Below are 23,398 nucleotides of genomic sequence, written 5' to 3' on the forward strand. Positions count from 1 at the left end.
CCCTGATGGCTCCCCGAAAAACGGCGTTCAGGCCTTGGCGAACTTGCCCGCCGCGCGCACCGAGCCGGTGGCCACGCCCGTGGGCGAGCCGCCGATCGGCTCGTCGGTGACGGCCAGCAGCGCGGTGTAGGTTCCTTCGCCGCGCAGGTCCTTCGGCATCGGGATGCGCATCGGTTTGTCCATCGGGATCACGCCCAGCGAGATCGCCTTCTGGCCCTCGGGGATGATCCACAGTTCGGCGTCGCGGCCCTGCGGCATCTTCATGCCCATGGGCGTCAGCATCACCTGGTCCATGCCGTGGTCGAGGGTGGCGACGATCATCGGCTTGTTGGTGGTCGGATCGGCGATCAGCGCCACCTCGGCCGCCTGCGGCCTGGCCGGCGCGGGCGCCACTGCCGGCGGCTGGGCGGGGCGGGGCAGGATGGCCACCACGACGCAGGCGGCGGCCAGGGCCATGGCGCCGGCGGTGAGGCCGCGCCAGAGGGTCACATTGCTCCAGGCCGAGGGCTTCAGGGGCTCGGCGATCAGGTTCTGGATGCGCGGCCACAGGCCTTCGGACGGCTGGGTCGAGGCGGCGTCGGCGGCCAGCGGCGTCAGGCGCTCCTCCCACCAGGCCACGGAGCGGGCGAAGGACGGGTCGGCGGCCAGCCGGCGTTCGGCCTCGGCGCGTTCGGACGCATCCAGCACGCCCAGAACGTACTCCCCGGCCAGGGGGCGCTCTTCGGAGCTTTCGGGGCCTTCCGGCGGAATGTCGGTCGCGTCGGTCATGCTTCGAGACAGGCTCGCAGGCTGATCAGGCTACGCCGGATCCAGCTCTTCATGGTGCCCAGCGGCACGCCGACCGCCTGGGCCAGGGCGTCGTAGGTCAGGCCCTCGAAGAAGGCCTTGCGCACGGCGCCGGAATGCTTGGGGTCCAGCTGGTCGAGGCAGCCGTCCAGGCGTTGGCGGTCCTCGTCGGCCTCGACCCGGGCCGAGGCCAGGGGCGCTGCGTCGGGCAGGGCCTCGGCCTCTTCGACGCCGGTCATGACGCGGGTTCCGCGCGCGCGCAGCCGGTCGATGGCGCGGTTGCGGGCCAGGCTGACCAGCCAGGTGATGGGGCTGGCCTTTTCCGGGTCGAACCGGTCGGCCTTGTTCCACACCGTCAGATAGACGTCCTGCAACACGTCCTCGGCCTCCTCGCGATCGTTCAAGATACGCAAGACGACGCCCAATAGCTTCGCGGAGGTGTGCCGATAGACGTATTTGAGGGCGTCATGATCGCGGTTGGCGACGCGGGCGATTGCGCGCGAAAGCAAGGCGCGGCTGCTGTCAGCGTCCAAGCGACGTCCCCTCCGGCATGATGCCCAGAGCGGACGCTCGCATGCTCCTCCATGGCTGGCAACGGCTTACCGGCTCGCCAGCCGACTGGCGACGAAATAGCCGGCGCTGGCCGCCGCGGTAGTGACGAAGGCGCCCCAGGCCATATCGGCCAGGGTGACGGTCGTGGACCAGGTCTTCAGCGTCGCCTGGTTGGTCAGGTCGTAGGTGGCGTAGGCGGCCAGGCCGAACAGCGCGGCGTTGGCCAGCAGGCGCGGCCAGCCGCCGTCGGGGCGCAGGGCCGGCGCGATCGCGAACCAGGTCACCGCGCCGATGTAGATCAGGTAGAAGACCACGGCCGGCGGCAGGCTGGGCGTATCGGCCATCAGCGCCCCGATGCGCGGGCGATAGAGGCGGTCGGCCATCTGGGTCAGCCAGACGGCGTCCAGCGCCAGGAAGACGACGGCGGTCGACAGATAGCCGAGAACATAGCGCAGCATTCGCGGGGCTCCTTCAGGCGACCGGCCGCAGGCGGTAGTGGCTGACGCCCCACTCGGCGCCGCCGCGATGGCCGAACAGTCCGGCCGTGGCGAGGAAGAACAATCGCCAGCGCCGCCGCCAGATCCGCGCCTCGGGGCCATAGACCTCGGCGAGCAGCGGATCGATCACGTCGCGGGCGGCGTCGAAGCGCTCCAGCCAGTGCAGCGCGGTGCGGGCGTAGTGGTCGCCGCTCCAGCGCCAGTCCATGGCCACCTCGAACAGGTCGGGGAACTGCCGGATCAGGTCGTGGCTGGGCATGATCCCGCCGCTGAAGAAGTGGCGGGCGATCCAGTCGTCAGGGTCTTCGGTCTCGAAGCGGTAGGGCGTGCCGGCGTGGGAGAACACGTGCAGGAACAGCAGGCCGTCGGGCTTCAGCCAGGACCGCACCCTGGCCAGCAGTTCGCGCCAGTTGCTCATGTGCTCGAACATCTCGACCGAGACCACGCGGTCGAACCGGCGGGCGGTGTCGAAGACGTTCATGTCGGCGGTGACGACGGACAGGTTGGTCAGGCCGCGTTCGGCGGCGCGCGCCTGGATGAAGGCCCGTTGCGAGGTCGAGTTCGACACCGCCGTGATGGTCGAGGCGGGAAAGCGCTCGGCCATCCACAGCGACAGCGAGCCCCAGCCGCAGCCGAGCTCCAGCACCGCCTGGCCGTCGCGCAGGTCGGCGTGGCTCTCGGTCTCGCGCAGGGCGGCGGCCTCGGCCTGCGCGAGGGTGACGACGCCGGGCGCATAGAGGCCGCTGGAGTATTTCAGGTGCGGGCCCAGCACCGCCTCGAAGAAGGCGGCGGGCAGCTCATAGTGCTGGGCGTTGGCGTCGGCGGTGTGGGTGGCGATCGGGCCGTCGGCCATCGCCTCGGCGAACTGGGCGGCGGCGTCCGGCGGGGCGCTCTCCAGCGAGCGCCGCGCCCCGGAGACCAGATGATGGATGGCCAGGCGCGAGAGGAAGTCCGGCACGGCGGCGTCCTGGGCCAGGCGGACCAGGGCCTGGATCGGTCCGCCGCCGCTGCGGCCGAGGGCCTCGTCGCGGGCGGGCGCCCTGCCGGTCAGGTCGCGCGTCGTGTCCGTCATCGTGCCTCCGTCCATGGCGGCCGCGCCCCGTCTGTCGGGCCGGCGACCTTCGGATGGAGCTACGTGCGAAGACCGCGTTCGGATGCATGCGTCCAAATCCCCGTCTGCTCCGTAGCTGCGAGGAAGCCTTGCCGACGGAGCACCAGCCTTGCCGACCTCCAGCCCAAGCCCGCGCCAGCGCATCGCCGTGGTCGGTTCAGGAATCTCCGGCCTGTCGGCGGCCTGGCTGCTGGCCAAGCGTCACGAGGTGGTGCTGTACGAGGCCGACGACCGCCTGGGCGGCCACGCCCATACGGTGCAGGCGGGCGGGGTGGCGGTGGACACCGGCTTCATCGTCTACAACGAGCCGAACTATCCCAACCTGACGGCGCTTTTCAGCCACCTGGGCGTCGAGACCGCCGCCAGCGACATGTCGTTCGGGGTGTCGCTGGACGACGGGGCGCTGGAATATTCCAGCAACCGCCTGCTGGCCCAGAAGCGCAACCTGGTGAACCCGCGGTTCCTGGGCATGCTGCTGGACGTCATGCGCTTCTATCGCGCCGGCGCGCGCGACGCCCGCACGCTGGGCGACGACGGTTTCTGCCGGCTGGCCGACTATCTGGACGCGCAGGGGTTCGGGCGTGCCTTCCAGGAGGATCACCTGCTGCCGCAGGCCGCGGCGATCTGGTCGGCCTCGCTGCGCGACATCCGAGAATTCCCGGCCGGCGCCTTCCTGCGCTTCTTCGACAATCACGGCCTGATGCTGCCGATCGACAAGCGGCCGATCTGGCGGACGGTGGTCGGCGGCAGCGCCCGCTATGTCGCGGCCCTGGCGGCCGACCTCGACGGCGAAATCCTGCTGTCGCGGCCGGTGAGGCGGATCCTGCGCCGGCTCGACCACGTGGTCGTCGAGGACGTCGGCGGCCAGGCGCGAAGCTTCGACCAGGTGGTGATCGCCGCCCACGCCGACCAGGCCCTGGCCATGCTGGCCCAGCCGACCCAGGAAGAGGCGGCCCTGCTGGGCGCCTTCCGCTACAGCCGCAACCGCGCGGTGCTGCACGGCGACGCCGGGCTGATGCCGCGCCGGACGGCGGCCTGGGCCAGCTGGAACCATGTCGGCCGCCGTGGCGTGCGGGGCGAGGGCGGGGTGACCTACTGGATGAACCGCCTGCAGCCGTTGGGCGAGGCGGCGCCTTGCTTCCTGTCGCTCAATCCCGATCGCGCGCCCGGCGCCGTGCTGCATGACCAGGTCTATGAACATCCGCTGTTCGACGCGGCGGCCATGGCCGCGCAGTCGCGACTGTGGTCGCTGCAGGGCGTGCGCCGCACCTGGTTCGCCGGGGCCTATTTCGGTTCGGGCTTCCACGAGGACGGCCTGCAGGCGGGTCTGGCCGTGGCCGAGCAGCTGGGCGGCGTGCGCCGTCCCTGGCTGACGCCCGACCCGTCGGGTCGGATCTTCGTCGACGCGCCGTCGGCGAGCCGGGACGCGGAGCTGGTCGCATGAGCCCGCGCTCGGCGCTCTACAGCGGCGTGGTGGCGCACGAGCGCGGCCGGCCGCGCAGGCATCGCCTGCGCTATCGCGTGTTCATGCTGCTGGTCGACCTCGACGAGCTGGACGCGATCGCGGCTCGCCTGCGCCTCTTCTCGCACAACGCCCTGAACCTGCTGAGCTATCACGATCGCGACCACGGAGGGCGGCGGGCCGCGCCGGTGAAGCCGCAGATCGAGGCGCTGCTGGCGGCGCGCGGGCTGGGCCCGCCCGGCGGCGCGATCCTGGCCCTGTGCATGCCGCGCCTGCTTGGCCACGGCTTCAACCCGCTGACCGTCTATTTCTGCCACGACCGCGACGAGCGCCTGGCGGCGGTGGTCTATGCCGTCAGCAACACCTTCGGCGAGCGCCACGACTATGTGCTGCCCGCGGCGGCGCGGGACGACGGGCTGGTGGTCCAGGGCTGCGACAAGACCTTCTACGTCTCGCCCTTCCTGCCGATGGACCTGCGCTACGCCTTCACGATCGCGCCGCCGGGCCAGGACGTGCGGGTGGGTGTCGACGTGCACGACGAAGCAGGGCGGGTGCTGACGGCCAGCTTCACCGGACGGCGCGAGCCGTTGAGCGACAGGGCGGTGCTGCGGGCGGCGCTGGGCCATCCCTGGCAGGTCGTGGGCGTGCTGGCGGCGATCCACTGGGAGGCGGTGAAGATCCTGCTGAAGGGCTTCGGGTTCTTCGCCAACCCGCGTCTGGCCAAAGAAAAAGCGGCGCAGACCTTGGTCCGCGCCGCCAGTCGTTTCGGGGAGAAAGACGCGATCGGCGTCAGTAGACGAAGCGCGCGCCCATGAAGATCGAGCGACCGGTGGCGGCGTAGCGCGACACGACCGGATCGTCCTGGTAGGCCCAGCGCTCTTCCTTCTGGTCCGTCAGGTTCAGGGCTTCGAGCGACAGGGTGATGTTCTTGGTCAGCTTGTAGGTGGCCGAACCGTCGAGGTTGAAGGTCTTCTTGCTGCCAGCGAAGTCGTTGACCAGCGGGCTGTCGCAATAGCCCGGGTCGCAGGTGCCGGCGGCGACCGGATAGGTCTGGCTGTAGCCCTTGCGGTAGGACGACGACAGGCGGGCCGAGAACTTTTCGACTTCATAGAAGACCGTGAAGTTGAAGGCGTCCGGCGAGGCGCCCGTGAACGGGGCCTTGGCGGTGATCGCCGCCGCGCCGGTGCGGGCGTTGGCCGGGGTGACGATGTATTCCAGTTCCGACTCCAGGTGGGTGGCGTTGAACTGGACGCCCAGGTTCTTGAAGTACCAGGGCAGGAAGGTCAGGTTCTGCTGGTAGTTGACCTCGATGCCGCGGATGTAGCCGCCCGGCGCGTTGTCGAACTGGCGGATGTCGAAGGTGTTGTCGGCGTCGATATAGGCGATCGCGTTGACGTTGGTCTGGGCGGCCCGCAGGGCGGCGATGCCGTCGGCGTCGAGGATCTGGCTCAGCGGCGCGTTGTTGATCAGCGTCTGCGGGAAGTTGTTGATCTGCTTGTCGAAGATCGCCACCGACACCAGGGCGCCCGAGGTGAAGTACCATTCGAAGCTCAGGTCGTAGTTGACCGCGCGGAACGGGTCGAGCTTCGGGTTGCCGACGGTCATCGAGCCGCCGACGGTGGCGCCGGCGCCGGTGGGGACGCTGATGGCCGTGACGGCGGGCGACAGGTTGCCCAGCATCGGCCGGGCCATGACCTTAGCCGCGCCGAAGCGGATGTACATGTTGTCGGCCACCTCGTAGGCGGCGTTCAGCGAGGGCAGGATGTCGGTGTACTTGTTCTCGCCCGAGATCGGCCGCGAGCCGTTGGTCAGGCCGTCGGATTCCAGTTCGGTGATGGCGTAGCGGGTGCCGACGTTGCCGCGCAGCTCGCGACCGAACAGCTCGGTGTTGTAGTCGAACTGGACGAAGGCGCCGGTGTCCTTCTCCTCGACCGAGTAGCGGTTGGCCGCGCTGCTCAGGTACGACAGGCGCCAGTCGCCCCACTTGTTGACGCAGTTACAGTCGAAGTCGAACAGGCTGACCATCTTCTGCAGGTCGGGCGCCAGGAAGGCGGTGGTGCCGCCGGACGGGACATTCAGGCCGGTGCCCCAGTTGATGACCTTGCTGACCGAAGCGATGTTGGTGCCGGCTTCCTTCAGGCTGGGGTTCAGGGTCTCGCCGCTCAGGCGGCGATATTCGGCGGTGTCGAAGCCGTACTTGCGCTGGCTGACGCCGAAACGGACCGCGTAGTTGTCGTCCAGGTCGTACTTGAAGTCGACGCGCAGGGTCTCGTAGTCGTTGTTGGTGAAGCGCTGGAAGTGGCGCAGGGCCGAGTAGCCCTTCACGAAGTCCCACGCCGAGGCCTGGGTCGCGTCGAAGCCCAGGTTCAGCAGCGGCATGTCGCCGCCGCCGCGCGCGTCGTAGACGAGGTAGTCGTCGCCGGCCACGCCCTGGCCCGAGTCCAGGCGGATGAAGTCGGCCAGCAGGCCTTGGGTCTTGTTCTTCGACGACGACTTGCCCCAGACGGCGCTCATCGTGAAGTTGTCGCTGAACTCGTGGTCCAGCTTCAGCGACGACTGGCGGAAGTAGGTCGTGAAGAACGCCGCGTCGGCCGCCGAGCGCAGGTCGACATTGCCAAGCTTCAGATAGTCGGCGTTGGCCCCGGTCGACGACAGCGCCGCATCGATCAGGCGCACGCTGGGACGGCCGATGAACTTGTCGACCATCGCCGTGCCGTTGGCGCTGGCCACGTAACCCACCGACGAGAGGCTGTTGTAGTAGTCGTACGGATCGAGGTTGAACGGGTTGTAGCTGTTGGTCGTGCCGGCGACCAGGGCGCCGCCGTTCAGCTGCTGGCCGCAGTCGATGGCGTCACGCACTTCATTGGCGGCCTGCGCGGTGCACGACGAGTAGAACGCGCGCTTCTGGGCGGGCGTGGTGCTCGGGTTCAGCGTGTAGAAGGGGTTGTTGGTGCTGTTGTTGGTGTTGTTGCGGTTCAGGCCGACGGTCTGGACCTGATAGTTGACCGACGACTGCTGCAGCTCCGAATAGACCCAGTCGTACGAGATCGTGGTGCGGCTGGTCGGGCGCCATTGCAGGGCGCCGGTCAGGCCCAGGCGTTCCTGCTCCAGGTCCTGCTGGTTCAGCGTGGCCAGGGCGGGGATGCGGGTCAGCGGACCGGGCGCGGTGATCGAGCCGGTGCCGGTCAGGCTGGTGGCGTTGGTCGTCGCGCTCGAGGGATTGTTGATCAGGTTGTAGGCGGCCGCGTTCGAGCCGACCAGCATCGAGCAGATCGCTGTGTTGGTGATGTTGATGCCCGGGATCACGCCGCCGTTGCACGAGGTGCCGATCGGGGTCGCGAAGCCTTGCCGGCGCGGCGAGGTGGCGGTCGAGTTGGTCGCCAGGAAGGTCGACTGGCGATAGGTGTAGTCCGACTGGCCAGCCTGGCGCTGGTAGCTGTCGATGATCTGGTTGCGCTTGTTGTAGGCGACCGAGAACAGGGCGCCGAAGTCGCCCCAGTTGGTTTCCCAGCGGTCGGAGACCAGGCCCGCGAAGCGCGGCGAGTGGGTGCCGCCGTTCTTGTAGTAGGCGTCCTGCACCGACAGGGCCAGGCGACGATCCTTGAAGTTCAGCGGCTTGCCGGTCTCCAGGTCGACCGTGGCGCCCAGCGAGCCTTCGTCGGTCTCCGCCGAGGCGGTCTTCTGGACCTTCAGGGCGCTGAACAGCTCCGAGGCGAAGGTGTTGAAGTCGAAGCCGCGCGAGCGGTTGGCGGCGTCGCCGGCGATCGACGGGCCGGCGGTCGACAGGGCTTCCAGGCCGTTCAGGCGAACGCGGGTGAAGTCGCTGCCCAGGCCGCGGACGGTGATGGTGCGGCCTTCGCCGTTCTCGCGGTCGACCGACACGCCCGGCAGGCGCTGCAGCGACTCGGCGAGGTTGGCGTCGGGGAAGTCGGCGATGTCCTCGGCGTTGATGGCGTCGACCATCACGTTCGAGCTGCGCTTGAGGCTGAGGGCGCTCTGCAGGGCGGCGCGATAGCCGGTGACGACGACTTCCTCGACGGCGGTCTCTTCGGTCTGGCCGGAGGCCTGAGCGGCGGGGGCGGCGTCTTGGGCGAAGGCGGTTCCGGCGAGCAGCAGGCTGCCTGCGATGGTCAGGGCGCCGAGCGACGCACGATCGCACAGCACGCGGGCGCGGCTCCGCCGCGAAGTGACTTGCAACATTTTCCCTCCCAGTTCTTCCCGACGGGCAGGCTCTTAAGTGGCCGACCCGTGATCTCTGTTCTTGTTGGTAGCGTTATCCGCCACCGGTGTCATTAAAATAGCTACCGGTGTCATTAAGCCGAAAGGGCCGCTCGGGATCAAACCGAAAAATGGCCGCTCGGTGGCGCGGACGGCAAATATGCGGCCGAGCGTAGCGGCGAAGCAACAAAACGCCGGTTTGCGAACCTGGGGCGAAACGCCGCGCAGGGGCGCCTTGCTCGACACCGGGGGCCTGGCGGCGTAACGGAGTTTCGCGAGGGGCCAAGGCGCGCCGCGACATTCCTGGATCCGGTCGATGAGGATTTTGGCTCCGCCTGCGTGTTCAGACGTGAAGGCCGCCCTTCGGATCCGCGTTCGCGGATCTTCGCGGCGTGCGTGGAGCGTTCAGTGGCGGTGATCCATCCGCAGTCGACGGACGGTTCGAACGGGACGCCCGCCGATCCCGCGCGGGCGCTTGCCCTGCACGCGGCCGTATCCGCCTTCTTCCGTCGCCGCCTGGGCGCCGACGCCGAGGTCGAGGACCTGGTGCAGGAGGTGTTCGTACGCGCCGCCGACCAGGTCGGGCTGGACGACGAGGAGTACGCCCGCGCCTATGTCTTCCGCACCGCCGCCAGCGTCTGGGCCGACCGGCACAGGCGGCGGCTGGCCCGGCGGGCCGACCAGCACGTGCCCTTCGATCCCGAGCGTCATGGCGAGACCGACGACGATCCGGCCGGCCGCTTCGATGCGCGCGAGACCCTGCGCGCGGCGAGCGCGGCGCTGCTGACCCTGCCCGAGCGCACGCGGACGATCTTCGTGCTGCGGCGGATCGAGGGGATGACCGTTCGCGAGATCGCCAGCCGGCTGGGCATATCCGGCAGCGCCGTTGAAAAGCACATGGTCAAGGCGCTGGAGCGCCTGCTGGACCGGACGGGGGACCTGCGATGAGCGCCTATTCCCTCGATCCCGCCGAAATGGCCGCCCTGCCGCGCGACGAGGCCGCCGCGCTGCTGTGGCTCAATGTCGACGAGTCCGATCCCGCCCAGGCGGCCATGCTCGACGCCTGGCTCGACCGCGAGCCCGGCAACCGCGAGGCCTGGCTTCGGGCGCAGGCGATCTGGGGCGGCTTCGACGCAGCCGGCGACGATCCGACGATGCGGGCGTTGCGCCGCCGGGCGCTGAAACCCTCGCGCGGTCCGGCGCCGGGCTGGATGGCCGCGGCGGCGGTGTTCGTGGCCGCCATCGGTCTGGGGCTGTGGCTGGCCGAGCGGCCGACTCCGGCCCCGCCGCCGCCCGTCCCCCAGGCCTCGGCGATGTTCGGCGAGCCCGACCTCGTCACCGGCGCGCAGATGCGCACCTTCGACCTGCCGGACGGCAGCAAGGCCAGTCTCGCGCCCGGCAGCGCTCTGGACCTGGCGTACGACCACGGCGGCCGCGCCCTGCGGCTGGTCAGGGGGCGGGCCTTCTTCGACGTGGTGCCCGATCGGGAACGGCCGTTCACGGTCGAGGCGGGCGGACGGCGGATCACCGCGCTGGGCACGCGGTTCGACGTCCGCCTCGACGACGGGCCGCTGCGGGTGACGCTGGTGGAGGGCCACGTCTCAGTGGCCCGCACGGTCGACGCCCCCGACGGACCGGGGCGGCCGGTGGCGCTGGCGGCGGGCCAGCAACTGACGGCCGCGCCAGGACGCGACGTCGTCTCTCCGGCGACGGGGGCCGGCGCGTCGGAGTGGCGCGAGACGTCGATCACCTTCGAAGACCGGCCCCTGTCCGAGGTGGTGGCCGAACTGAACCGGCACAGCGCCGCCAAGCTGGTCATAGACGATCCGAAGGTGGCCGCGCTGCGGGTGACGGGACGGTTCCGCACCGGCGATCCGCAACGCTTTCTGCGCATCCTGGCCAAGGTTCTGCCGGTGCGTGGGGAAGCCGCAGGCCCGGGCCGCTACCGGATCGTGCGCGCCGATTGAGGAAATTCGCATAACGATGGTGTGGGTTTCGCCCGCCGCTGCGTGTTCTCCCCCGGGAGCCGGTCGTGCTCCCGTCGTGGGGACGAGGCGATGGAACGGCAGGTGGGCTGCGAGCGGGCGTCGGCCAAGGTCGGCGCACTGCTGGAAGAAATCCAGCAGAGGCTGTTCGACGATGTCGAGGGCGCCCGGCGCCTGATCGACCAGGCGCTGCGGGTGCTGCAGGCGCCCGCCGACGCCGGTCCGCCGCGGACCGGAGGCCTGGCGCCGTGGCAGGCGCGGCGGGTCGCCCGCTACATCGACGAGAACCTCGAGCGGGCGCTGACCGTGGCCGAACTGGCGGCCGTCGGCGGCGTCCGGCCGGGCTATTTCGGCAAGGCTTTCAAGAGCAGCTTCGGCGTCAGCCCCCACGCCATGGTGCTGCAGCGGCGCGTGGCGCGGGCCAAGATCCTGATCGCCGAGGGCGATGATCCGCTGAAGGACATCGCCCTGGCCTGCGGCTTTTCCGACCAGTCGCACCTGACCAACCGCTTCCACCGGCTGGCGGGCATGACGCCGGCGGCCTGGCGCCGGCTGCACGCGGCCGCGCCGGCGTTTCACGCGCACGGCGACGATCGCGGCGGCTCCGTCCAACTCGGCCTGCGCGCCCAGGCCTAGGGTCGGGGCCGTTCAATCCTGCCTGCGAGGTCTCCCATGAACGCCGTCGCTTCCATCCACCACGCCGTCTCCGCGCCCAACCAGTTCGTCGAGGTCGGCGGACGCACGCTCGCCTATCGCTCGATCGGCGAGGGCCGGCCGCTGCTGCTGTGCACCCGCTTCCGGGGCAATATGGACGTCTGGGACCCCGCCTTCCTCGACGGCCTGGCCGACGAGGGGTTCCGGGTCATCACCTTCGACTATTCGGGCCTTGGCCTGTCGACCGGCGAGGCGACCTACAATCCCGCGCAGATGGTCCGCGACCCGATCGACCTGATGACGGCGCTGGACCTCGGCGACGTCGTGCTCGGCGGCTGGTCGCTGGGCGGCATGGTCGCCCAGGTGGCCCTGGCCGTGGCCGGCGAGCGGATCAGCCACCTGCTGCTGATCGGCACCACCCCGCCCGGGCCGCTGGTCAAGCCGGCCGAGCAGCTGTTCTTCGACACCGCCGTCATCGAGGACTACGCGCTGAGGGAAGAGGAGATCCTGTTCTTCGAGCCGAAGTCGCAGGCCAGCCGCAAGGCCGCCGCCGAGTCCTCGGCCCGCATCGCCGAACGCACGGAGGGGCGCTCGCCGCCGGTGCCGATCGCGTTCGCCCGCGCCAACATCGGCGACGGGCCCAAGAACCCGATCTTCCCCGCCGACGCGGTGCTGGAGGTGCTGAAGACCACGACCAAGCCGGTCCTGCATCTGGGCGGCGACCACGACATCATCTTTCCGGTCGAGAACTGGTACGCCCTGAACCAGGTGCTGCCGACCCTGCAGCTGATCACCTATCCCTCGGCGGGCCACGGTCCCCAGCACCAGTATCCGCGAGCCTCGGCCGAGCACATCGGCAGTTTCGTGCGCTCGACCAGCTGAGGTCAGGAGGCCGCCGCGTCCTGGCGTCGTTCGCGGCGCCAGGCGTTGGGCGGCGCGCCTTCCCGCCGCCGGAACAGCCGCGACAGATGGGCCTGGTCGCTGAAGCCGCAGCTGACGGCTATGCCGCACAGCGGCTCGTTCGTGGTCAGCATGATCCGCTTGGCGCGGGTCAGGCGGCGCTCGACGACGTATTTCTGCGGCGACAGGCCGAAGGTCGCCTTGAAGGCGCGCGAGAAGTAGGAGGGGCTGAGCCGTGCGGCGCGCGCCAGGTCGACGACGCGGATCGTCGTCTCCAGTCGCCCCTCCACATAGGCCGCCGCGCGGCTGGCCTGCCAGGGCGCCAGGCCCGCCGGCTTTGCGCCCACGAAGGCGCCGGGCGGCGCGAGGCCGCCCGGCTCGGTGTCGTAGAAGCACATGGCCGGATCAGCGGGTGATCTTGCCGGGCAGGCTGAGGTCGCCCGAGGCCACGTCGAAGATGTCGGAGATGCACAACAGCGGCGCGTGCAGGTTGGCGTTGACCTTCAGGGCCGAGGTGACGCCGTCGAACTTCACCCCCTCGACCGCGCCGATCACGCTGGCCGGCACGCTGACCTCGACGGTGTCGGTGGCCAGGGTTGTGGGGTAGGTCGGGCTGTCGATCAGCAGCGGCACGCCGGGCCAGGTGGCCGGCACCTTGGGCTTGGTCCCTTCGGGGATGTCGCGGACCTTCAGCGCGCCCTTGCCGCAGGCGTCGTCGGGAACCAGCACCACCCAGTGCGGATGCCAGACGTGGCGGTTGACCCCGCCATAGGCCGCGTCGTCGAAGTCGGGGTGGAAGGTCACCGCCAGGGCCAGGATGCCCTGGTCGCCCTCGAAGCCCACGCTGCTGCTGTTGAGCGAGGTTGGCCAGACATAGCTCCACACCGCGCTGCCGGCGAACTGGCCGACGGCCTTGGGCTTCATCTCGCCGGCCTTGCCGCGCACCTGCACGCGGAAGACGACGTCGGGGCCGACGCTTTTGACCTCCGTGCGGACGATGTCGAAGGACGCCATGATCGCGTCCTTGGTCGGCGAGACCACGTCCTGGGCGAGGGCGGGGGTGGAAAGCAGGGCCGTTGCGGCGACGGCGGCGCTGAGCTTGCGGAGCATGGGCGATCTCGCATGAGACGCCGCGCCGGGGCGCGGCCGGGAACCCCAAGGTTCCACGGCCGCGCTTCTCCGCCTTGGACCGGGCGGAGGCCGATTTCTTCAAATCCGGGGGATCAGTTCCCCAGCCAGGCGTCCAGGTCCTTCAGCGCCCGGATGCTCATCAGCCGCTTCTTGGCGCGGCCGCGTTCCTTCAGCGGGATCTTCTTGCCGTCCTCGTCGACCTTGGGGGCCTCCAGCGGCGGCAGCAGGCCGTAGTTGATGTTCATCGGCTGGAACGAGCCGCCGCCATGGCCGGCCTCCAGGTGGCCGCCGGTGATGTGCTCGACCAAAGCTCCAAGAGCAGTCGTCGGGGGCGGGGCTTCCAGCGAACCGCCCTTGCGCTCGGCGGCGGCGAAACGACCGGCCAGCAGGCCGATGGCGGCGCTTTCGACATAGCCCTCGACGCCGGTGACCTGGCCGGCGAAGCGCATGCGCGGCGAGGCCTTCAGGCGCAGGCCCTTGTCGAGCAGCTTGGGCGAATTGATGAAGGTGTTGCGGTGCAGGCCGCCCAGCCGCGCGAACTGGGCGTTCTCCAGGCCCGGGATCATGCGGAAGGTCTCGGCCTGGACGCCGTGCTTCAGCTTGGTCTGGAAGCCGACCATGTTCCACAGCGTGCCGAGCGCGTTGTCCTGGCGCAGCTGGACGATGGCGTAGGACTTCACCGTCGGGTCGCGCGGGTTGGTCAGGCCGACCGGCTTCATCGGGCCGTGGCGCAGGGTCTCGCGGCCGCGCTCGGCCATCACCTCGATCGGCAGGCAGCCGTCGAAATAGGGGACGTGCTCCCACTCCTTGAACTCGGCCTTGGGCCCGTCGAGCAGGGCGTCGATGAAGGCCTCGTACTGCTCCTTGTTCATGGGGCAGTTGATGTAGGCCGCCGCGTCGCCGCCGGGGCCCTCCTTGTCGTAGCGCGACTGGCGCCAGGCCTTGTCCATGTCGATGGATTCAAGGTGGATGATCGGCGCGATGGCGTCGAAGAACGACAGCTGGCCCTCGCCCGACAGGTCGAGCACCGCCTGGGCCAGGGCCGGCGAGGTCAGCGGACCGGTGGCGACGATGACGTTGTCCCAGTCTTCGGGGGGAAGTCCGGCGATCTCCTCGCGGACGATGGTGACCAGCGGGTGGGCTTCCAGGCGGCGGGTGACCTCGGCCGAGAAGCCGTCGCGGTCGACCGCCAGGGCGCCGCCGGCCGGCACCTGGTGCTGATCGGCCGCCGACATGATGATCGAGTCGCAGCGCCGCATCTCGGCGTGCAGCAGGCCGACGGCGTTGAACTGCCAGTCGTCCGAGCGGAACGAGTTGGAGCACACCATCTCGGCCAGGCCGTCGGTCTGGTGGGCGTCGGTGGTGACTTTGCCGGTCGCGTCGTCGCGACGCATCTCGTGCAGGATGACGGGAACGCCGGCCTGGGCGATCTGCCAGGCGGCTTCGGAACCGGCGAGGCCGCCGCCGATCACGTGAATGGGGGAGGTGGTCATGGCCGCCCTCATACCCTCGCCCTCGCCAAGACGGAACCGCCGTGTAAACTTCCACCCGGGCGAGTATCCGGTTTCTGGGGGTCTTCAGGGTGGCGAAGAAGTTTTCCGCGGCGTCGGCGGCCGTGTCGGGCTGGGCGCTGGTCGGGCGCAAGCCGCTCGCGGTCGTGGTGTGGGGCGCGGTGATCCTGCTGGGGCTCTTTCTGCCCGCGGTGCTGCTGTGCCTGCCGGTCTTCGACCTGTTCGCCGAAATGATGCGCACAATGCCGCTGGGCGGCGAGGCGGCGGACCAGGAAGCGATGGCGCGCATCATGAGGATGCAGAGCCGGCTCAGCCTGGTGAACATCGGCATGATGGTCGTCCAGGTGGTCGCGCCGACCATCGTCATGGCCGCCGCCTTCCGCACCGTGCTGCGTCCGGACGAGGCGCGAGGCTTCTTCCTGCGCGTCGGCGCCGCCGAGGGCTGGATGATGCTGGTGGGCCTGATCCTCAGCTTCGGCGGCAACATCGCCGCGATCGCCGCCATGCTGCCGGGGATCGCCCTGGGCCTGATCGCCTTCCTGGTGATGGCGATCGCCGGCGACAACGAGGCCGGCGCCGTCGTCGGCGTGGTGGTGGGCGTGCTGGGCGTGATCGTCGGCTTCCTGGCGCTGTTGTGGGCGTTGCTGCGGCTGTCGATGGCCCTGCCGATGACCTTCGCCGAGCGGCGCTTCATGCTGTTCGAATCCTGGGCCCTGACCAAGGGCCAGAGCCTGCGGCTGCTGGGCATGCTGCTGCTGGTGGGGCTGACCCTGCTGGCCGCCCAGCTGGTGATCGGGGCGATCGTGATCGGCGTGGTGGCGTTCGCTGGTCCGGGGCTGGCCAAGACGCTGCCGAGCGCGCGCACGGCGGCGGAGGTGCTGGCCCTGGTCTGGCCGATCGCGGTGGTCATCGCGCCGGTGGCGGCGATCGCCCAGGCCGTGGTGCTGGTGGTCTGCGCGACGCCCCTGGCCAGCGTCTACCGGGCGTTGAAGGCGGGCGACGAGGTCGAAGCCGCCGCCTGACAGCGGCCTTCCCGCCACGGCGCGGCAAAATCCGCGCTGACCGGGCCGCGACTCGTCGTTTGATGGCGATGCGCGCGCTAGGATGCCGGCGGCTGTTCGAGGGATCTGGAACGACATGGGCGAGGCATCGGTCGCGATCGGCGCGACGGCGCGGGCCGGCATCGACGGCGTGGGCCGCCTGACGTCGCGCGCCTGGGCGGCGCTGGCCGTGTCCTGCCTGATCGGCCTGGTCGGCCGCTATCTGGGCGGAGCCTGGATCCTGCTCGCCGACTTCCTCGCCGCGGCCCTGGCCTATGGCGCGCTCTATCGCGCGGCCTTCGATGGTCCCGCCGGGCTGGTCGGCCTGCGCTGGGGGCGCGAGGAGGCGCTGATGGCCGGCGTCCAGCTGCTGCTGGGCCTGGTGTTCCTGGTGGTCATCACCGTGCTGCTGGTGGTGGTCGGGGCCGTGGCCCTGGGCGTCGCCCGCGCCGCCGCGCCCGGTTTCGACGCCACCTCGGCCGAGGCCTGGCGGGCGGCGCTGTCGGGACCGCTGGCCGCCTTCGTCACCGCCCTGGCCCCGCTGGCCAGCCTGGCGGTCCTGGCCTGGCTGGCCGCGCGCCTGGCGCTGGCGCCGGCCGCCTCGATCGCCGAAGGGCGCCTTAGGGTGTTCAGCGCCTTCGACCTGACCAAGGGGCGGGCCGGCCTGCTGGTGGTGCTGGGCTTTGTCTTCTACCTGCCCAGCGTGCTGATCGCCGCCAGCGGCAAGGCGGCTTTCGACGGCGGCGTCGCCTTCCTGGTGCAGGCCGCGGCCGTCGGCCTCTATTATTTCTGTGTCGCTCCCGCCTGGACGGCGGCCTGCGTCCACGTCTACAGACACGCTCCGAGCTTGGCCGTCGCCCAGCCGTCAGAAGCCTGATCATGATCGTCTTGTCGCCCGTCGCCGCCGCCCTCGAAGGGCCGCGCACCATGCGCCGCCACCCCGTCTCCCTGCTGATCTGGGGCGGGCTCTACTGGGTGTCGCTGATCCTGCTGGGATTGCTGATCATCGTCGCCTTCGGCAACGAGGTCCGGCGCGACCTGGCCCAGATGCGGTTCTCGGCCGATCCGCGCGAAGTGCTGCAGCTGATCTCGCACCTGGGCGGGGCGATGGCGCTGCTGATCCTGCTGGCGGCGGCGATCAGCGCGGTCCTGGCGGGCGCGATCCTGCGCTCGGTCATGCATCCCGAGCAGAGCCGGGGCGCCTATCTGCGCCTGGGCGCCGACGAGGTCCGGCTGTTCGTCGTGGCCCTGATCGCCTGGGCGACGGCCCTGTTCGTCACCGCCATTCCCAGCGGCGCCCTGACCCTGCTGACCACCACGGTGGCCAACGCCGGCGCGCGCGGGCTGTCGGCCTGGATCGCCTTCCTCGGCGGCCTGGCGGTGATCGGCCTGTCGATGTGGGTGGGCGTGCGCCTGTCGCTGCTGTCGCCCCAGACCTTCGCCGAGGGACGCATCAACGTCCGCGAGTCGTGGGTGCTGACCCACGGCCACTTCTGGGGCCTGCTGGGCATGTTCGTCCTGAACCTGCTGATGGTGCTGGGCGCGACCATGGTGATGACCCTGATCGGCGGCCTGCTGACCGGCCTGATCGGCCTGGCCGGCGTCGCGGGCGGCGGGGCCAAGGCCCTGGCGCTGCTGCTGGGCCTGGTCAATCTGCTGATCTTTCCGCTGATGATCACCGTCCAGACCGTGATCCTGACCGCCGGTCCGGCCCGGGCCTATCGTCAGCTGCATCCCGATATTTGAGCGGCGGGACCTGTCCCTCGTCTTCGAAGCTTGTTACCCCTGGGATCACTAGGGTTTGCAAGGGGCTAAGATGAAGACCTTCTCGGCGACGGACGCGGCCATTTCCGGCTTCGGTCTCGTGCGCGAACACCCCAAGGCCGTGGGGGTCTGGGTGTTGATTTCGACCGTCGTGTCGGTCGTCGTGGCGCTGGTCACGGTCGGCCTGTTCGGCCCGCAGCTGGAGGCTTTCACCGAGCTCAGCCAGGCCAACGGCCAGTCCGATCCCGCGCAGACGCTGGCGATGATGGGGTCGCTGGTTCCGACCATGCTGTTCTCGATGACCTACAGCATCGCCTTCTATTCGGTGCTGATGGCGGCGATCTATCGCGCGGTTCTGCGTCCGGCCGACAGCCGTCAGGCCTATCTGCGCTTCGGCGCGGACGAGCTGCGCCAGGCCGGCGTGTCGATCCTGATGGTCCTGCTGTTCTTCGCCGGCTACCTGGGCATCGTTCTGGTCCTGGCCCTGGCCATCGGCATCGTCAGCGCGCTGTCGCCGCTGGCCGGCGGCCTCGTCGCCCTGTTGCTGGTTCCGGTCGGCCTGGGCGCGCTGGTCTACTTCGCCGTGCGCCTGTCGCTGGCCAACGTCCTGACCTTCGCCAAGGGCAAGATCGACATCTTCGGCTCCATGGCCCTGACCGAGGGCCGCTTCTGGCCGATGCTGGGCGCCTATCTGGTGGCGACCATCCTGGCCGTCGTCGTCTACCTGCTGCTGTTCCTGATCGTCACCCTGCTGGGCGGGGCGCTGAGCGGCTTCAACATGGACACCCTGGGCGCGCTGATGCAGTCGCAGTCCACGTCGCTGGAAAGCCTGATGACGCCGACCGGCGTCCTCAGCCTGGCCGTCGGCGGCCTGATCGCGGTGCTGACCAGCGTGACCATCTACACGCCCTCGGCGATGATCTATCGCGAGATCGGCGCCGACCCGGCGACCGAGAGCGACTACTTCGCCTGACCGGCGACGCGCAGGGCGCAACAAAAGAGGCCGGCGGAGCGATCCGCTGGCCTTTCTCGTTTCGGGGCTCGACCCTGATTAGGCCCGCTTGGATTTCTTCAGGTCGGCGACACGGGCCTGCCGGCGCTCCTCATGCTTGGCCAGCAGTTCCTTGAGGTACTTGCCGGTCCAGCTGGCCTCGACCTTGGCCACGTCCTGGGGCGAGCCCACGGCGACGATCTGGCCGCCGCCGTCGCCCCCCTCGGGACCGAAGTCCAGCAGCCAGTCGGCGGTCTTGATGACGTCGAGATTGTGCTCGATCACCACCACCGTGTTGCCCTGGTCGGCCAGCTCGTGCAGCACCTCAAGCAGCTTCTTGGTGTCCTCGAAGTGCAGGCCCGTGGTGGGCTCGTCGAGGATGTAGAGCGTGCGGCCGGTGGCGCGGCGCGACAGTTCCTTGGACAGCTTCACCCGCTGGGCCTCGCCGCCCGACAGCGTCGTCGCCTGCTGCCCCACCTTGATGTAGCTGAGGCCCACGCGCTTGAGGGTCTCCATCTTGTCGCGGATCGGCGGCACGGCCTTGAAGAAGTCGGCGGCCTCTTCCACCGTCATGTCGAGCACGTCGGCGATGGTCTTGCCCTTGAACAGCACGTCCAGGGTTTCGCGGTTGTAGCGCTTGCCCTTGCAGATGTCGCAGGTGACGTAGACGTCGGGCAGGAAGTGCATCTCGATCTTGATGACGCCGTCGCCCTGGCAGGCCTCGCAGCGGCCGCCCTTGACGTTGAAGCTGAAGCGCCCCGGGCCGTAGCCGCGCGCCTTGCTCTCCGGCAATTGGGCGAACCAGTCGCGGATCGGACCGAAGGCGCCGGTATAGGTGGCCGGGTTCGAGCGCGGGGTGCGGCCGATCGGCGACTGGTCGATGTCGATGACCTTGTCGAAGTTCTCCAGGCCCTCGATCCGCTCGTGCGCGGCGGGGGCGTCCGAAGCGTTGTTCAGGCGACGCGCGGCGGCCTTGTAGAGGGTCTCGATCGTGAAGGTCGACTTGCCGCCGCCCGACACGCCGGTGATGCAGGTGAAGGTGCCGACGGGAATCTCGCCGGTGACATCCTTCAGATTGTTGCCCTTGGCGCCGATGACCTTGAGCGTCTTCTTCTTGTTGATCGGGCGACGCTCTTCGGGGACGGCGATCTCACGCTCGCCGGTCAGGTACTGGCCGGTGACGCTGGCCGGGTTGGCCATGATCTGGTCGGGCGTGCCCTGGGCGACGATCTCGCCGCCATGGACGCCGGCGGCCGGACCCATGTCGATCACGTAGTCGGCGGTGAGGATGGCTTCCTCGTCGTGCTCGACGACGAGCACCGAGTTGCCCAGGTCGCGCAGGCCCTGCAGCGATTGCAGCAGGCGGGTGTTGTCGCGCTGGTGCAGGCCGATCGACGGCTCGTCCAGCACGTAGAGCACGCCCGTCAGGCCGCTGCCGATCTGGCTGGCCAGGCGGATGCGCTGACTCTCGCCGCCCGACAGGGTGCCCGAGCCGCGCGACAGGTTCAGGTAGTCGAGGCCGACGTCGACCAGGAACCGCAGGCGGTCGTTGATCTCCTTCAGGATCCGCCGGGCGATCTCCAGCTGCTTGTCGCTGAGGTGGCCTTCCAGGGCGCTGAACCAGTCGCGGGCCGGACGGATGGCCAGGTTCGAGACGGCGGCGATGTCGAGGCCGTGCACCTTCACGGCCAGGGCCTCGGGCTTCAGGCGCTTGCCGCCGCAGGCCTCGCACGGGGTGTCGGACTGGTAGCGGCCCAGCTCTTCACGCACCCAGCTGCTGTCGGTCTCGCGCCAGCGGCGCTCCAGGTTCGGCAGCACGCCCTCGAAGGGCTTGTCGACCTCGTACTTGCGGGCGTTGTCGTCGTAGGTGAACTTGATCTTCTCGCCCTTGGAGCCGTTCAGCACCACGGTCCGGGCCTTTTCCGGCAACTTGTACCAGGGCTCGTCCATCGAGAAGCCGTAGTGGCGCGCCAGGGCCTGCAGGGTCTGGGTGTAGAGCGGCGAGGGACCCTTGGCCCACGGGGCGACGGCGCCCTTGTGCAGGCTCTTGTCCTTGTCCGGGATGATCAGGTCGGCGTCGAAGGCCAGCTTCGCGCCCAGGCCGTCACAGGTGGGGCAGGCGCCCGCCGGGTTGTTGAACGAAAAGAGGCGCGGCTCGATCTCGGCGATGGTGAAGCCGCTGACCGGGCAGGCGAAGCGTTCGGAGAACAGGAGGCGCTTGGGCTCCTTCTCGCCTTCCTCGATGGTGGCCCATTCGGCCACGGCCAGGCCATCGGCCAGGCGCAGGGCCTGCTCCAGGCTGTCAGCCAGGCGCTGCTCCATGCCGCCCTTGGTCACCACGCGGTCCACGACCACGTCGATGTCGTGCTTGAACTTCTTGTCGAGGGCCGGGGCGTCCTCGATCGGATAGTACTCGCCGTCGATCTTCAGCCGCTGGAAGCCGGCCTTCTGCCACTCGGCGATCTCCTTCTTGTACTCGCCCTTGCGGTCGCGAACGACGGGGGCCAGCAGATAGAGGCGGGTGCCTTCGGGCAGGACGGTGATCTTGTCGACCATCTGGCTGATGGTCTGGCTTTCGATCGGCAGGCCGGTGGCCGGCGAGTAGGGCACGCCCACCCGCGCCCACAGAAGGCGCATGTAGTCGTGGATCTCGGTGACCGTGCCGACGGTCGAGCGCGGGTTCCTGGACGTCGTCTTCTGCTCGATCGAGATGGCCGGCGACAGGCCCTCGATCAGGTCGACGTCCGGCTTGCTCATCAGCTCCAGGAACTGGCGGGCATAGGCCGACAGGCTCTCGACATAGCGGCGCTGCCCTTCGGCGTAGATGGTGTCGAAGGCCAGCGAGCTCTTGCCCGAGCCCGACAGGCCGGTCAGCACGACCAGCTCGCCGCGCGGAATGTCGACGCTGACGTCCTTGAGATTGTGCTCGCGGGCGCCGCGGACGCGGATGAAGTTCAGTTGCTCGGCCATGGTGTCCGGAACGCTCGAAGGTCGGATTGGGAGCCGCGGGGGGAGCGCGGCGCAGCGGCTATATGTAGGGTTCTGGCGCGGCATTAACACAAGAACAAGATGCGAACAAATGCCGCAGCCATCCTGCTGCCAATCCTGCTGACACAAGATGTCAGCAGACGCCCCGCGCAAGGGCCCAAAACGGGCGCCGCGCGGTCGAATTTCGGACGCCATCGAAGCGTGAGCATTCGCCGTAGGGCAATCTTCGGTGGCGGGGCGATGGGGCGGGGGCGAAAGGGTGTCGGTCGATGGGCCGTGGCGGTCCCGGCCGGCGTGGCGGCCAACCTGCTGCTGATCGGCCTGCTGTCGCTGGTCGAGCGCTCGGCGCCGCTGTCCGAGGTTCCGCCGATGCTGTTCGAGATCGACAGGCTGGAGGACGAGCCGCGTCCCGCCGAAAAACGGGCCGCGGCCAGGGCGACGCCCTCCGCCCGCTCGCGGGAGGCGTCTTCGCGGCCCTCCGCGCAGCCCGGCGCGGTCGCGGCGCCTGGCGAAGGCGAGGGCGCCTTGGCCGGCGACCCCGCCGGTCCGCAGATCGATCCGGCGTGGCAGGTCGATCCCAAGGCTCTCGACCGCTGGAAGCTGACCGAGGGCAATCCCAACTTTCGCTGGGGCCGCTATCACCGCGCCTGCCAGGGCCTGAGCAGCGAGCACATGACCGACGAGGAAAAGGACAAGTGCTGGGGCGGCTTCGCCGACAAGGCGCCGCCGACGGAACTGGGGCCTTCGGGCCGCCGCGGTCCGCGCCCGCCTTCGCGCTTCGACGCCCAGGCCCGCCAGCAGGAGCGCTGCCGCGGCTATCGGGGTTCGATCACGCCGGGATCGAAGTCCGGCTCGGTGCTCGGCTTCGGCGGCGTCGCCGATCCGCCGCGCCTGCGCGACGGCGGCTGCTGAGGCGCCGCTTGCCCAGCGGCGTCTCAGCCTCTACATCCGCTGCTCCACCCCTGATGGAGGCCGCCATGATCAGCCAGACGGAAGACCGCTTCGTCCTTCCCGTTTCCCTGCTCGTGGTTTCCCATGCCTGTCGCCCATTTGGCCTTCATCACGCTGGACTCCGTTTCCGCCGCGGCGCCTGACGGCCGCGTCCTCTTCGAAAACCTGAACCTGTCGGTCGGCGCCGAGCGCGTCGGCCTCGTCGGTCGCAACGGCGCGGGCAAGTCGACCCTGCTGGCGCTGATCGCCGGCCTGCGTCCGCCCCTGGCCGGAACCGTCGCCCGCACGGGGACGATCGGCGTGCTGGACCAGACGCCTGACCTGCCCGAGGGGGCGATCCTCGCCGACCGCCTGGGCGTGGGCGAAGCCTGGCGGCGGCTGTCGCGCATCGAGGCGGGGCATGGCGACGACGCCGACTTCGCCGAGGCCGACTGGACCTTGCCTTCGCGGTTGGACGAGGCGCTGGCGGAGGTCGGATTGTCGGGCCTCGACCCCGACCGTCCGGCGGCGGCGCTCAGCGGCGGCCAGCAGACCCGCGCAGGCCTGGCGGCCCTGCTGCTGGCCGCGCCCGACCTGATCCTGCTGGACGAGCCGACCAACCACCTGGATGCGCAGGCCCGCGACCTGGTTGGGCAGGTGCTGGCCCGCTGGAAGGGCGGGGCGATCGTCGCCAGCCACGACCGGACCCTGCTGCGCGGCATGGATCGCATCGTCGAGATCTCCAGCCTGGGCGCGGCCAGCTATGGCGGCGGCTACGACCTCTATGCCGAGCGCAAGGCCGCCGAGGTCGAGGCCGCCGGCCGGGCGCTGGAGAGCGCCGAGCGGGACGAGCGCCGCGCCGCCCGCGACGCCCAGGC

General features: G+C 69.7%; 21 protein-coding genes. 12 read left to right on the forward strand and 9 right to left on the reverse strand.

Features of this window, described 5'->3' with window-relative positions; all coding sequences use genetic code 11:
• Window positions 1–27: 27 nt before the first annotated feature.
• The 4 genes from AC1DCG_RS15280 to AC1DCG_RS15295 all read right to left on the reverse strand — a co-directional run bounded on the left by AC1DCG_RS15280 (window position 28) and on the right by AC1DCG_RS15295 (window position 2,907).
• Window positions 28–768: an anti-sigma factor gene (locus tag AC1DCG_RS15280; RefSeq protein WP_477027760.1), complete on the reverse strand. Its 741-nt coding sequence runs from the start codon at window positions 766–768 to the stop codon at window positions 28–30.
• Window positions 765–1,319, reverse strand: a complete 555-nt coding sequence (locus AC1DCG_RS15285; RefSeq protein ID WP_477027761.1) for a sigma-70 family RNA polymerase sigma factor — start codon at window positions 1,317–1,319, stop codon at window positions 765–767. The genes AC1DCG_RS15280 and AC1DCG_RS15285 overlap by 4 nt, the downstream gene beginning before the upstream one ends.
• Window positions 1,320–1,385: 66 nt before the next feature.
• Window positions 1,386–1,796, reverse strand: coding sequence for a DUF2177 family protein (locus AC1DCG_RS15290; RefSeq protein ID WP_477027762.1), 411 nt, complete (start codon window positions 1,794–1,796; stop codon window positions 1,386–1,388).
• 13 nt (window positions 1,797–1,809) lie between these two features.
• Window positions 1,810–2,907, reverse strand: coding sequence for an SAM-dependent methyltransferase (locus tag AC1DCG_RS15295; protein ID WP_477027763.1), 1,098 nt, complete (start codon window positions 2,905–2,907; stop codon window positions 1,810–1,812).
• Window positions 2,908–3,055: 148 nt separating this feature from the next.
• Between AC1DCG_RS15295 and AC1DCG_RS15300 the strand changes: the two genes are divergently transcribed.
• Complete coding sequence (locus tag AC1DCG_RS15300) at window positions 3,056–4,390, forward strand: NAD(P)/FAD-dependent oxidoreductase (RefSeq protein ID WP_477027764.1); 1,335 nt, start codon at window positions 3,056–3,058, stop codon at window positions 4,388–4,390.
• The gene (locus tag AC1DCG_RS15305) at window positions 4,387–5,223 is read left to right on the forward strand and encodes a DUF1365 domain-containing protein (protein ID WP_477027765.1); all 837 of its coding nucleotides are present in this window, start codon (window positions 4,387–4,389) and stop codon (window positions 5,221–5,223) included. The genes AC1DCG_RS15300 and AC1DCG_RS15305 overlap by 4 nt, the downstream gene beginning before the upstream one ends.
• Here AC1DCG_RS15305 and AC1DCG_RS15310 read toward each other — a convergent pair.
• Entirely contained in the window at window positions 5,198–8,608 is a 3,411-nt protein-coding gene (locus AC1DCG_RS15310) for a TonB-dependent receptor (RefSeq protein WP_477027766.1), read from the reverse strand. The two genes, AC1DCG_RS15305 and AC1DCG_RS15310, sit on opposite strands and share 26 nt — an antisense overlap.
• Window positions 8,609–9,034: 426 nt before the next feature.
• Here AC1DCG_RS15310 and AC1DCG_RS15315 point away from each other — a divergent pair, with 426 nt between their 5' ends.
• The 4 genes from AC1DCG_RS15315 to AC1DCG_RS15330 all read left to right on the forward strand — a co-directional run bounded on the left by AC1DCG_RS15315 (window position 9,035) and on the right by AC1DCG_RS15330 (window position 12,147).
• Complete coding sequence (locus tag AC1DCG_RS15315) at window positions 9,035–9,574, forward strand: sigma-70 family RNA polymerase sigma factor (protein ID WP_165256943.1); 540 nt, start codon at window positions 9,035–9,037, stop codon at window positions 9,572–9,574.
• Complete coding sequence (locus tag AC1DCG_RS15320; protein ID WP_477027767.1) at window positions 9,571–10,593, forward strand: FecR family protein; 1,023 nt, start codon at window positions 9,571–9,573, stop codon at window positions 10,591–10,593. The genes AC1DCG_RS15315 and AC1DCG_RS15320 overlap by 4 nt, the downstream gene beginning before the upstream one ends.
• Window positions 10,594–10,683: 90 nt before the next feature.
• Window positions 10,684–11,247, forward strand: a complete 564-nt coding sequence (locus AC1DCG_RS15325) for a helix-turn-helix domain-containing protein (protein WP_477027768.1) — start codon at window positions 10,684–10,686, stop codon at window positions 11,245–11,247.
• A 36-nt stretch (window positions 11,248–11,283) separates the two neighbouring features.
• The gene (locus AC1DCG_RS15330; RefSeq protein ID WP_477027769.1) at window positions 11,284–12,147 is read left to right on the forward strand and encodes an alpha/beta fold hydrolase; all 864 of its coding nucleotides are present in this window, start codon (window positions 11,284–11,286) and stop codon (window positions 12,145–12,147) included.
• 2 nt (window positions 12,148–12,149) lie between these two features.
• Here AC1DCG_RS15330 and AC1DCG_RS15335 read toward each other — a convergent pair whose 3' ends face one another.
• From AC1DCG_RS15335 to trmFO, 3 genes are all read right to left on the reverse strand, one after another.
• Window positions 12,150–12,563 (reverse strand): helix-turn-helix domain-containing protein, encoded by a 414-nt coding sequence (locus AC1DCG_RS15335; RefSeq protein WP_477027770.1) that lies wholly within the window; start codon window positions 12,561–12,563, stop codon window positions 12,150–12,152.
• 7 nt (window positions 12,564–12,570) lie between these two features.
• Window positions 12,571–13,275: a hypothetical protein gene (locus AC1DCG_RS15340; protein ID WP_165256933.1), complete on the reverse strand. Its 705-nt coding sequence runs from the start codon at window positions 13,273–13,275 to the stop codon at window positions 12,571–12,573.
• Between the two features lie 113 nt (window positions 13,276–13,388).
• The gene (gene trmFO / locus AC1DCG_RS15345; protein ID WP_477027771.1) at window positions 13,389–14,789 is read right to left on the reverse strand and encodes a methylenetetrahydrofolate--tRNA-(uracil(54)-C(5))-methyltransferase (FADH(2)-oxidizing) TrmFO; all 1,401 of its coding nucleotides are present in this window, start codon (window positions 14,787–14,789) and stop codon (window positions 13,389–13,391) included.
• A gap of 89 nt (window positions 14,790–14,878) precedes the next feature.
• On the opposite strand from trmFO, the gene AC1DCG_RS15350 reads away from it, so the two are divergent.
• From AC1DCG_RS15350 to AC1DCG_RS15365, 4 genes are all read left to right on the forward strand, one after another.
• Window positions 14,879–15,829, forward strand: a complete 951-nt coding sequence (locus tag AC1DCG_RS15350) for a hypothetical protein (protein ID WP_477027772.1) — start codon at window positions 14,879–14,881, stop codon at window positions 15,827–15,829.
• A 115-nt stretch (window positions 15,830–15,944) separates the two neighbouring features.
• Window positions 15,945–16,724, forward strand: coding sequence for a hypothetical protein (locus AC1DCG_RS15355; RefSeq protein WP_477027773.1), 780 nt, complete (start codon window positions 15,945–15,947; stop codon window positions 16,722–16,724).
• 2 nt (window positions 16,725–16,726) lie between these two features.
• Window positions 16,727–17,593: a hypothetical protein gene (locus AC1DCG_RS15360; protein ID WP_205691505.1), complete on the forward strand. Its 867-nt coding sequence runs from the start codon at window positions 16,727–16,729 to the stop codon at window positions 17,591–17,593.
• Window positions 17,594–17,663: 70 nt separating this feature from the next.
• The gene (locus AC1DCG_RS15365) at window positions 17,664–18,584 is read left to right on the forward strand and encodes a hypothetical protein (RefSeq protein WP_477027774.1); all 921 of its coding nucleotides are present in this window, start codon (window positions 17,664–17,666) and stop codon (window positions 18,582–18,584) included.
• A gap of 78 nt (window positions 18,585–18,662) precedes the next feature.
• Here the strand turns inward: AC1DCG_RS15365 and uvrA are convergent, their stop codons facing one another.
• Entirely contained in the window at window positions 18,663–21,572 is a 2,910-nt protein-coding gene (gene uvrA / locus AC1DCG_RS15370; RefSeq protein WP_477027775.1) for an excinuclease ABC subunit UvrA, read from the reverse strand.
• Between the two features lie 294 nt (window positions 21,573–21,866).
• Between uvrA and AC1DCG_RS15375 the strand changes: the two genes are divergently transcribed.
• Both AC1DCG_RS15375 and AC1DCG_RS15380 read left to right on the forward strand, forming a co-directional pair.
• Entirely contained in the window at window positions 21,867–22,502 is a 636-nt protein-coding gene (locus AC1DCG_RS15375; RefSeq protein WP_477027776.1) for a hypothetical protein, read from the forward strand.
• A gap of 123 nt (window positions 22,503–22,625) precedes the next feature.
• Window positions 22,626–23,398, forward strand: a 773-nt coding sequence (locus AC1DCG_RS15380) for an ATP-binding cassette domain-containing protein (RefSeq protein WP_477041537.1), incomplete at its 3' end; no start/stop codon positions are given.

This window comes from Caulobacter sp. 10L414 (genome assembly GCF_056395525.1).